The sequence below is a fragment of the Brevundimonas sp. UBA7507 genome (assembly GCF_002478355.1).
Classification (GTDB): Bacteria; Pseudomonadota; Alphaproteobacteria; order Caulobacterales; family Caulobacteraceae; genus Brevundimonas; species Brevundimonas diminuta_D.
Genome location: NZ_DLNP01000022.1, coordinates 82,225 through 90,955, shown reverse-complemented (window position 1 = coordinate 90,955; position 8,731 = coordinate 82,225). Strand labels below are relative to the sequence as shown.

At 66.4% G+C, this 8,731-nt stretch carries 9 protein-coding genes; 3 read left to right on the top strand and 6 right to left on the bottom strand.

All coding sequences use genetic code 11. The features are described from left to right. Positions 1–1,001 (bottom strand): D-alanyl-D-alanine carboxypeptidase family protein (locus tag B3D50_RS15430; RefSeq protein WP_286952545.1); only part of this gene is annotated, 1,001 nt, incomplete at its 3' end. A 268-nt stretch (positions 1,002–1,269) separates the two neighbouring features. On the opposite strand from B3D50_RS15430, the gene B3D50_RS15425 reads away from it, so the two are divergent. Next, positions 1,270–1,740, top strand: coding sequence for a phasin family protein (locus B3D50_RS15425; RefSeq protein WP_286952542.1), 471 nt, complete (start codon positions 1,270–1,272; stop codon positions 1,738–1,740). A 58-nt stretch (positions 1,741–1,798) separates the two neighbouring features. Here the strand turns inward: B3D50_RS15425 and B3D50_RS15420 are convergent, their stop codons facing one another. After that, positions 1,799–2,338, bottom strand: coding sequence for a nuclear transport factor 2 family protein (locus tag B3D50_RS15420; RefSeq protein ID WP_286952540.1), 540 nt, complete (start codon positions 2,336–2,338; stop codon positions 1,799–1,801). A 140-nt stretch (positions 2,339–2,478) separates the two neighbouring features. Here B3D50_RS15420 and clpS point away from each other — a divergent pair, with 140 nt between their 5' ends. After that, a complete protein-coding gene (gene clpS / locus B3D50_RS15415; RefSeq protein ID WP_003164443.1) occupies positions 2,479–2,808 on the top strand; it encodes an ATP-dependent Clp protease adapter ClpS in 330 nt (109 codons plus the stop codon). 12 nt (positions 2,809–2,820) lie between these two features. Beyond that, on the top strand, positions 2,821–5,124 hold the full coding sequence (gene clpA / locus B3D50_RS15410) for an ATP-dependent Clp protease ATP-binding subunit ClpA (protein WP_046653715.1): 2,304 nt from the start codon (positions 2,821–2,823) through the stop codon (positions 5,122–5,124). 203 nt (positions 5,125–5,327) lie between these two features. Here the strand turns inward: clpA and B3D50_RS15405 are convergent, their stop codons facing one another. From B3D50_RS15405 to B3D50_RS15390, 4 genes are all read right to left on the bottom strand, one after another. Next, on the bottom strand, positions 5,328–5,633 hold the full coding sequence (locus B3D50_RS15405; protein ID WP_040346555.1) for a CsbD family protein: 306 nt from the start codon (positions 5,631–5,633) through the stop codon (positions 5,328–5,330). Positions 5,634–5,733: 100 nt separating this feature from the next. Next, positions 5,734–6,879 (bottom strand): GNAT family N-acetyltransferase, encoded by a 1,146-nt coding sequence (locus B3D50_RS15400; RefSeq protein WP_286952538.1) that lies wholly within the window; start codon positions 6,877–6,879, stop codon positions 5,734–5,736. Beyond that, the gene (locus B3D50_RS15395) at positions 6,876–7,334 is read right to left on the bottom strand and encodes a RidA family protein (protein ID WP_003164447.1); all 459 of its coding nucleotides are present in this window, start codon (positions 7,332–7,334) and stop codon (positions 6,876–6,878) included. Before B3D50_RS15395 ends, B3D50_RS15400 begins: the two co-directional genes overlap by 4 nt. Before the next feature lie 54 nt (positions 7,335–7,388). Further along, positions 7,389–8,663, bottom strand: a complete 1,275-nt coding sequence (locus tag B3D50_RS15390) for a DNA polymerase IV (protein ID WP_286952536.1) — start codon at positions 8,661–8,663, stop codon at positions 7,389–7,391. Positions 8,664–8,731 lie beyond the last annotated feature (68 nt).

The window sequence follows — 8,731 nt, the reverse complement described above, 5'->3', positions numbered from 1 at the left end:
GGCGGCGGACCGGCGACATAGGCCACCTCGGTCGAGGAGCCGACACCTTCGCCGTCCTCATCCGACAGGGAGGCGTAGGCGATGGGCGGCGAGGGATCGGCGCTGATCCCAAAGCCGCGCTGTTCGAAGAAAGCCTGGGCCAGTTGGATGCGCTCGCCCTGGCCGCGGCGACGCTGAACCTCGAAGCCGGTGTCCATCAGTTCGGCGACGTGGTCGTTGCGGCTCTTGGTCGAGCGGCCGCCCATGACGATGGTGATGATCCGCTTGCCGTCGCGCACCGAGGAGGCCGCAAGGTTGTAGCCCGAGGCGTTGGTGAAGCCGGTCTTGATGCCGTCATAGCCGCGCCCGGTGGCCAGCAGGCCGTTGGTGTTGCGGTAGTCGCGGCCCTTGTAGAACCAGTCGTGCAGGCCGAGGTAGCGATAGTACTGTGGATAGTCGCGCATGACCGCGCGGCTGAGGATCGACAGGTCGCGGGCCGTGGTCGCCTGGCGCGTGTCGGGCAGGCCGTTGGCGGTGGTGAAGCGGGTCTGCTCCATCCCCAGTTCGCGCGCCTTTTCCGTCATCATCTGGGTGAATCGGCCTTCCGAGCCGCCGATGTGCTCGGCGATGACCACGGCCATGTCGTTGGCGCTGCGGACGGCCGTGGCGCGCATGGCGTCGTCCAGGCTGATTGTCTGACCGGCGGCCAGGCCCAGCTTGGACGGCGGCTGCGACGCCGCGCGCGGCGAGACAGTGAGGGTGTCGTTCAGGTTGACCTTGCCGGACTCCAGCGCCTCGAACGCCAGATACAGGGTCATCACCTTGGTGATGGAGGCCGGATAGCGTCGCGCGTCGGCGAAACGCGAGAACAGGACTTCACCCGAGGCGGCGTCGACCACGATGGCCGCATACCGACTATCGGACGACTGCGCTTCCGGCGGCGCGACGCCGATCGTCGGCGTCAGGACGATTCCGCCCAGGACCAGGGCGGCCAGGAAACGTCGGCGAAATAGGGCGTTCATGGGCAAGCTACTAGCCTCGTCACTGTGGCGCGAAGACGGCTGCGATCACGCACGTTACAAAGGCTAACATCCGCTTCCCCGGTTTCGAGAGGGTTAACGGCGCGTCAACAGACTTGTGATCGGTCACCGCGTCCAGGCGGCAGGTTATCAGCGATCATATTGTGCGTCGCACAAATTTCACTTGAAGTTTCTTCGCAGGTGCACCATATCGCCGTTGTCGCGATGGGCCCGCCTGTCGCCAGAGCCCTTTTGCTTCAGGAGAGTCCCCATGGCTGACGCCGCTGAGACCGTGAAGAAGACCGTCGAACAAACCACCGCCAAGGCCAAGGCCCAGGCTGAATCGATCCAGGCCGCCGGCGCCAAGGCGTTCCGCGAAGGCGTCGACAAGTCCGTCGCCTCGCTGAGCGAGCTGAACGCCCACGGCAAGAAGAACCTGGAAGCCGTGGTTGAATCCGCCGCCGCCGCCCAGAAGGGCGCCGAGGCCCTGTCGCGACAGGCCGTGGCCTACGGCAAGAAGTCCTGGGAAGACGGCGTCGCCGCCGCCCAGTCCTTCTCGCAGGCCCGCTCGGTGCAGGAACTGTTCGAGCTGCAGACCAACTGGGCCAAGTCGGCCGCCGAAGCCTATCTGGCCGAGTTCGGCAAGGCGACCGAGACCATGACCGCCTCGGTCAAGGACAGCTTCAAGCCGATCAATGAGCGCGTTTCGGCCGCCGTCGAGCAGTTCCAGGCCGCCCGTTAAGAGGCGCGACTGCACGCTTAATGCGAACGAGGCCCCGGCGGAGACGCCGGGGCCTTTTTCATGGCTTCGCTTCGGCGCTCATGGACGCGTGGTCGATGCTGAAGGCGCGGGCCAGCCGCCAGCGCCCGTCAGGCTCCAGCCGCCACAGGACGGAGAAGCGGGCGCGCCCGACCAGTGTTTCCGGCCCGTCGCCCTGCCGTTCGTAGAACAGGTGGCTGCCTTCTTCGACGGTGCCGACGCCGGGGATGGCGTAGACCCGCATCGTGCCGGGCACGAGTTCACGCCGTGAGCGCCAGGCGTCAGGGGCGGTCCGCGCCGCGCAGCCTTGGCGATAGTCGGCGATGAAGCGCGCCCGCGTCGCTGTCAGTCCGCCCCGGTCGTGATAAAATTCCAGATCGTCCGTCACCAGATCGGCCAGGGCCTCAGGATCGCATCGGTCGAACATAACCGAAAACAGGGCCGCGTCCCGTTCAGCGATGATGGGGGCGAGGGCGGCGTCATCGTGAGGGGCGGCGGGCGTCTGGGCCAGCGTCAGGGCGACGAACAGTCCGGCGATCAGGGGCATGGCGGCGGTCCAGGGCAGGGAACGGAAGCGCATTGGTGCGGTTCCTGAGCCGAGATGTCCCGTGAATCTTTGGTCAGGCGACCGGGGTCACGCAGGCTGTGACTGGACGCATCTACAAATCAGGCCATCATTCCCTATCTGATCTTTTGACACTCCCCGATTACGGACCACGAATGCCTAACAGACGGCCAGGTGAGCAAGGCGGAGGCGCAGGCGCCGCCGTCGTCACCGAGACAAAGCCGAAACTTCAGCGGCCCTCGCTCTATCGGGTGCTGATCCTGAATGACGACTACACCCCCATGGAGTTCGTCATCTACGTGCTGGAGCGGTTCTTCCAGAAGAGCCGCGAGGACGCGACCCGCATCATGCTGCACGTGCACCAGCATGGCGTCGGGGTCTGCGGCGTCTTCACCTACGAAGTGGCCGAAACCAAGGTCGCCCAGGTGGTCGAGACGGCGCGACGCCACCAGCACCCCCTGCAATGCACGATGGAAAAGGACTGAGAGGAACCTGCCATGCCTTCGTTTTCCCGTCCTCTCGAAGAGACCCTGCACCGCGCGGTCCACTACGCCAACGAGCGTCGGCATGAATACGCCACGCTCGAACACCTGCTGCTGGCCCTGATCGACGATCCGGACGCCTCGGCCGTGATGACGGCCTGCAACGTCGATCTGGGCGCGCTGAAGGCTGCGCTCGGCTCCTATGTCGACACGGACCTGGCCGCCCTGGCCACGGCCGACGGCGACGACGCCAAGCCCACGGCGGGCTTCCAGCGCGTGATCCAGCGCGCGGTCATCCATGTCCAGTCGTCCGGCCGCGAGGAAGTGACCGGCGCCAACGTCCTGGTCGCCATCTTCTCCGAGCGCGAAAGCCACGCCGCCTATTTCCTGCAGGAGCAGGACATGACGCGCTACGACGCGGTCAACTTCATCGCCCACGGCATCGCCAAGAAGGCCGGGGCGGCCGAAGCCCGCTCGGTGCGCGGCGCCAGCCCCGAAGAGGCCGAGGACGGCTCGGTCGTCAAACAGGGCGGCGAGGCGCTGGAAGCCTATTGCATCGACCTGAACGAGAAAGCCCGCAACGGCAAGATCGACCCCCTGATCGGGCGTCAGGCCGAGGTGGAGCGCTCGATCCAGATCCTGTGCCGCCGCACCAAGAACAACCCCCTGCTGGTCGGCGATCCCGGCGTCGGCAAGACGGCTATCGCCGAAGGTCTGGCCCGCAAGATCGTCAACGGCGAGGTGCCGGAAGTCCTGAAGGACGCGACGATCTATAGCCTCGACATGGGTTCGCTGCTGGCGGGCACCCGCTATCGCGGCGACTTCGAGGAGAGGCTGAAGCAGGTCGTCAAGGAGTTGGAGAGCCACGAGAACGCGGTTCTTTTTATCGACGAGATCCACACCGTGATCGGCGCGGGCGCGACCAGCGGCGGGGCGATGGACGCTTCGAACCTGCTGAAGCCGGCGCTGGCCTCGGGCAGCCTGCGCTGCATGGGTTCGACCACCTATAAGGAGTATCGCCAGCACTTCGAGAAGGATCGCGCCCTGGTGCGTCGCTTCCAGAAGATCGACGTCAATGAGCCGACGATCGAGGACACGGTGAAGATCCTCAAAGGTCTGAAGACGACTTATGAGACGCACCACAAGCTGCGCTACACGGACTCGGCCATCCGCACGGCGGTCGATCTGTCGGCGCGCTACATCACCGACCGCAAGCTGCCGGACAAGGCGATCGACGTGATCGACGAGGCGGGGGCGTCGCAGATGCTGCTGCCGGAATCCAAGCGCAAGAAGGTCATCGGCCAGAAGGAGGTCGAGGCCGTCATCGCCAAGATGGCCCGCATCCCGCCCAAGTCGGTGTCGAAGTCGGACACGGAATCCCTGCGCGAGCTGGAGACCGATCTGAAGCGCGTCGTCTTCGGTCAGGAACAGGCCATCGACCAGGTCTCGGCGGCGATGAAGTTGGCGCGGGCGGGTCTGCGCGACCCGAACAAGCCGATCGGCGCCTTCCTGTTCAGCGGACCCACCGGCGTCGGCAAGACCGAGGTGGCCAAGCAACTCGCCTCCACCCTGGGCATCGAGATGCAGCGCTTTGACATGTCCGAATACATGGAGCGCCATACGGTCAGCCGTCTGATCGGCGCGCCTCCGGGCTATGTCGGCCATGACCAGGGCGGTCTGCTGACCGACGCCGTCGATCAGCATCCGCACTCGGTGGTCCTGCTGGACGAGATCGAGAAGGCTCACCCCGACGTCTACAACATCCTGCTGCAGGTGATGGACAACGGGACGTTGACCGACGCCGTCGGCAAGAAGGTCGATTTCAGGAACGTCATCCTGATCATGACCACCAACGCCGGCGCCGCCGACAACGCCCGCGCCTCCATCGGCTTCGGCCGGGGCAAGGTCGAGGGCGAGGACGACAAGGCCATCCAGCGCCTGTTCGCGCCGGAGTTCCGCAACCGTCTGGACGCCATCGTGGCCTTCAAGCCGCTGGGCGCCGAGACGATCCGCTCGGTCGTGACCAAGTTCGTGCTGCAGCTGGAAGCCCAGTTGGCGGACCGCAACATCACCATCGAACTGACCGATGAAGCGACCGACTGGCTGGCCAAGAACGGCTTCGACGAACTGTATGGCGCACGGCCCCTGGCCCGCGTCATCCAAGAGCACATCAAGAAGCCGCTGGCCGACGACATCCTGTTCGGCCGCCTGACCCGTGGCGGCCACGTCAAGGTCGAGTTGAAGGACGGCAAGATCGCCTTCGACATCACCCCGACCAAGGGCGCGGCGGTGAAGGAAGAGGAAGAAGAAACGGCCTGATTTCGCTCAGGCTCAAAGAGAAAGGCCCGGACGTCGCCGTCCGGGCCTTTTTCATCCTTCTCCCCTTGTGGGAGGAGGCGGCCCGTCAGGGCGGATGAGGGGTCTTGCGACGTGAAAAAGGGGTTGCGGGATTTGTCGTCCCGCAACCCCTCATCCGTCTCGCTTCGCGTGCCGCCTTCTCCCACAAGGGGAGAAGGCCTTAATCAGCGTTTGCGGCCCAAGGCGCCAAGCAGAACCGCCGCGCCGGCGATGATGCCGGTGGTCAGCAAGGGTTTGCGGCGGGCGAAATCCAGACCCTTGCGGGCGGGATCGCGCAGGTCGGCGGGGGCCTTGTCCACCATGCCGTCCAGGCCGTCGATGACGCGGCCATAGGCGTTCTGCGCCTTGCCCTTGAATTCGTTCAGCTTGCCTTCGACCTGAAGCTTGCTGTCGCCGGTCAGGCGGCCCAGGCCGTTCTGCAGCTTGCCGCCCGCTTCGGTCACGGCGCCTTCGATGCGTTGGTCAGTCATGATCAATTCCTGATGCGAGTGAGGAGGAGACTCCGGGAAAAAGCGCATCTGGACGGCGACGGTTCCTGATGTTCTGCCGTTCGCGACGAAATGTCAGGGGTCAGCCCTGACGGTAGGGCGACAGCTCCGCCGCCATGACGTGCATCTCCGCCTCCACCGCCGGGCGTTCCTGCTCCAGATAGCGGGCGACTGGATCGCGCAGAGCGGGATCGGCGATGAAATGGGCCGAATAGACGGGGGAGGGCAGGTAGCCGCGCGCGATCTTGTGATCCCCTTGCGCGCCCGCCTCGACCCGCGACAGGCCGCGCGCGATGGCGAAGTCGATGGCCTGATAATAGCACAGCTCGAAATGCAGGAAGGGCCGGTCGACCAGCGTCCCCCACTGGCGGCCATACAGCGCCTCACGTCCGATGAAATTCAGCGCCCCGGCCACCGGCGTCTCGCTCTCGAACGCCATGACCAGGGCGATGCGGTCGGCCATGCCGGCTCCGACGCGGGCGAAGAAGTCGCGCGTCAGATAGGGCCGGCCCCATTTGCGGTCGCCGGTGTCCATGTAGAAGGCGAAGAAGGCGTCCCAGTGCGCCTGGGTGATCTCCGCTCCGGTCAGGATGCGGATGTCGAGACCGGCCTGCGCCTCGCGCCGCTCGCGCCGGATGGTCTTGCGCCGGTTGGACGACAGGGCGGCCAGGAAGTTGTCGAAGCTCCGATAGCCGTCGTTGCGCCAGATGAACTGGATGTCCCGGCGCGGCAGCAGGCCCGCCTCGATCATGGCGCGCCATTCGGCCTCAAGCGGGAAGTTGACGTGCAGGGACGAGACGCCCAGTCGCTGGGTCAGCGTCAGCGCGCCTTGCAACAGGGCCTCGCGCGCCGCGGCGGCGTCGGTTCCCGGCGCGTTCAGGAAGCGCGGGCCGCTCGCGGGGGTGAAGGGCACGGCGCCCAGCAGCTTGGGATAGTAACGCCCGCCGGCGCGCTGATAAGCGTCGGCCCAGCTGTGGTCGAAGACGTATTCGCCCTGACTGTGGCCCTTCAGATAAAGGGGCATGACGCCGATAACGGCGCCGTCTTCATCATGCAGGGACAGATGGCGCGCCGCCCAGCCCTCGGACGGGACGGCGCTGCCGGACGCCTCGCAGGCGTCAAGGAAGTCGTAGGAGACGAAGGGATCGCCGCTGGGGGCCGCACAGGCGTCCCATGCGTCCCGGCCTATGGCGGCGATGCAGTCGTTGACCTGAAGGGTGAAGCTCACTTCACCTCGATGACGGCGTCCACTTCGACGGCGAAGCCGAGCGGCAGCTTGTAGACGCCGACGGCCGAGCGCGAGTGCTTGCCCGCGTCGCCGAAGACCTGGACCATCAGGTCCGAGCAGCCGTTGATGACGCCGGGGATGGCTTCGAAGTCCGGCCCGGCCTGGACGAAGCCGCCCAGCTTGACGATGCGGACCACGCGATCCAGGTCGCCGTCGACGGCGGCGTTGATCTGGGCCAGCAGGTTGATGCCGCACAGGCGGGCGGCCTCGGCGGCCTGCTCCGGGGTCACGTCCACGCCGACGGTGCCCTTGATGCCGCCGTTGGCGTCGTTCGACAGCTGGCCTGAGATGAAGATCTGCTCGCCCGAGCGGACGTAGGAGACATAGCTGGCGACCGGCTTGGCGGGCTCGGGCAGGGTGATGCCGAGTTCAGCGATGCGGGCGTGAATGCTCATGGGGCGACTCCGTATGAAAGTGTGGAGGGGGTTTAGCGCGGCGCGGCGGCCGCGTCATCCGGGGCGTTCATTTGGTCGCTTCAACGCGCGTCCGGCCACCACGGCGGCGGCCCCGAACTTGTCGCGCAGGGCGTCGATGGCGGTCTCGGTTTTCAGGGCGCGCGTCTCGGCCGTGGCGAACAGGCCGGCGGGGGCATCTTGAGCATCGGCGATGTCGGCCATGCCGATGCCGATCAGCCGATAGGGCACGCCTAGTTCCGGCTTCAGCAGGTCGCGTCCGGCGGCGAATAGGGCGCGCGCCGTCTGCACCGGATCGGCCAGGGTGACGCGGCGGGTGACGATCTTGAAGTCCGTCTTGCGCAGCTTCAGCACCACGACCCGGCTGGCCACGCCGTCGCGCCGGGCCTTGGAAGCCAGCTTCTCGCACAGGGGCCACAGCTCGGCCTCCAGCGCTTCGGCGGTGGTCAGGTCGTCGTTGAAGGTGGTCTCGGCGCTCATGCCGCGACGGTCGTGGTCGGGGTTCACCGGGCGGCTGTCGCGCGCGTGGCTGAGGTCATGCAGGCGCAGGCCCGTCTCGCCATAGCGCCGGACCAGATCCTTGACCTCAGCGGCGGCCAGATCGCCGATCGTTGCGAAACCGTCCGAGCGCAGGGTGCGGCCGAACACCGGCCCGACGCCGGGCAGGGTGGTCACGGGGCGCGGCGCCAGCAGCCCTTGCGCCTCGGCCGCGCCGATGACGGAGAAGCCGCGGGGCTTGTCCAGCTCCGACGCGATCTTGGCGAGGAAGCGGTTGGGCGCCAGGCCGATGGAGACGCTGAGCCCCGTCTCATCCTCGATCCATTTCTGCAGACGCGCCAATTGGAAGGCGGGCGAACCGCCGTTCAGCCGCTCGGTGCCCTTCAGGTCGATCCAGGCTTCGTCCAGCGACAGGGTCTGAACCAGCGGCGTCAGGCGGTGAACGGCGCCGAAGATGCGCTCGCTCTCGGCCACATATTTGCGGAAGTCCGGCTTGATGACCACGGCGTCGGGGCAGGCCTTCAGCGCCTTGAACATCGGCATGGCGGAGCCGACGCCATACAGCCGCGCCACATAGCAGGCGGTGGAGACCACCCCGCGCTTGCCGCCGCCGACGATGACCGGCCTGTCGCGCAGTTCCGGTCGATCGCGTTTCTCGACCGAGGCGTAGAAGGCGTCGCAGTCCAGGTGGGCGATGTGCAGATCGCTCAGCTCATCATGGGCGATGACCCGGCGCGAGGCGCACGACGGACACCGCGCGACCTTGCGGTCGCCGGTCCACAGGCAGTCGCGACAGAGGGCCGTGATGGCCAAGCAAGAACTCCGTTTGTCTCGGCTTCACGTCAACTTAAGACTGCTGCGGTCACAGTGCATCCAAGAAG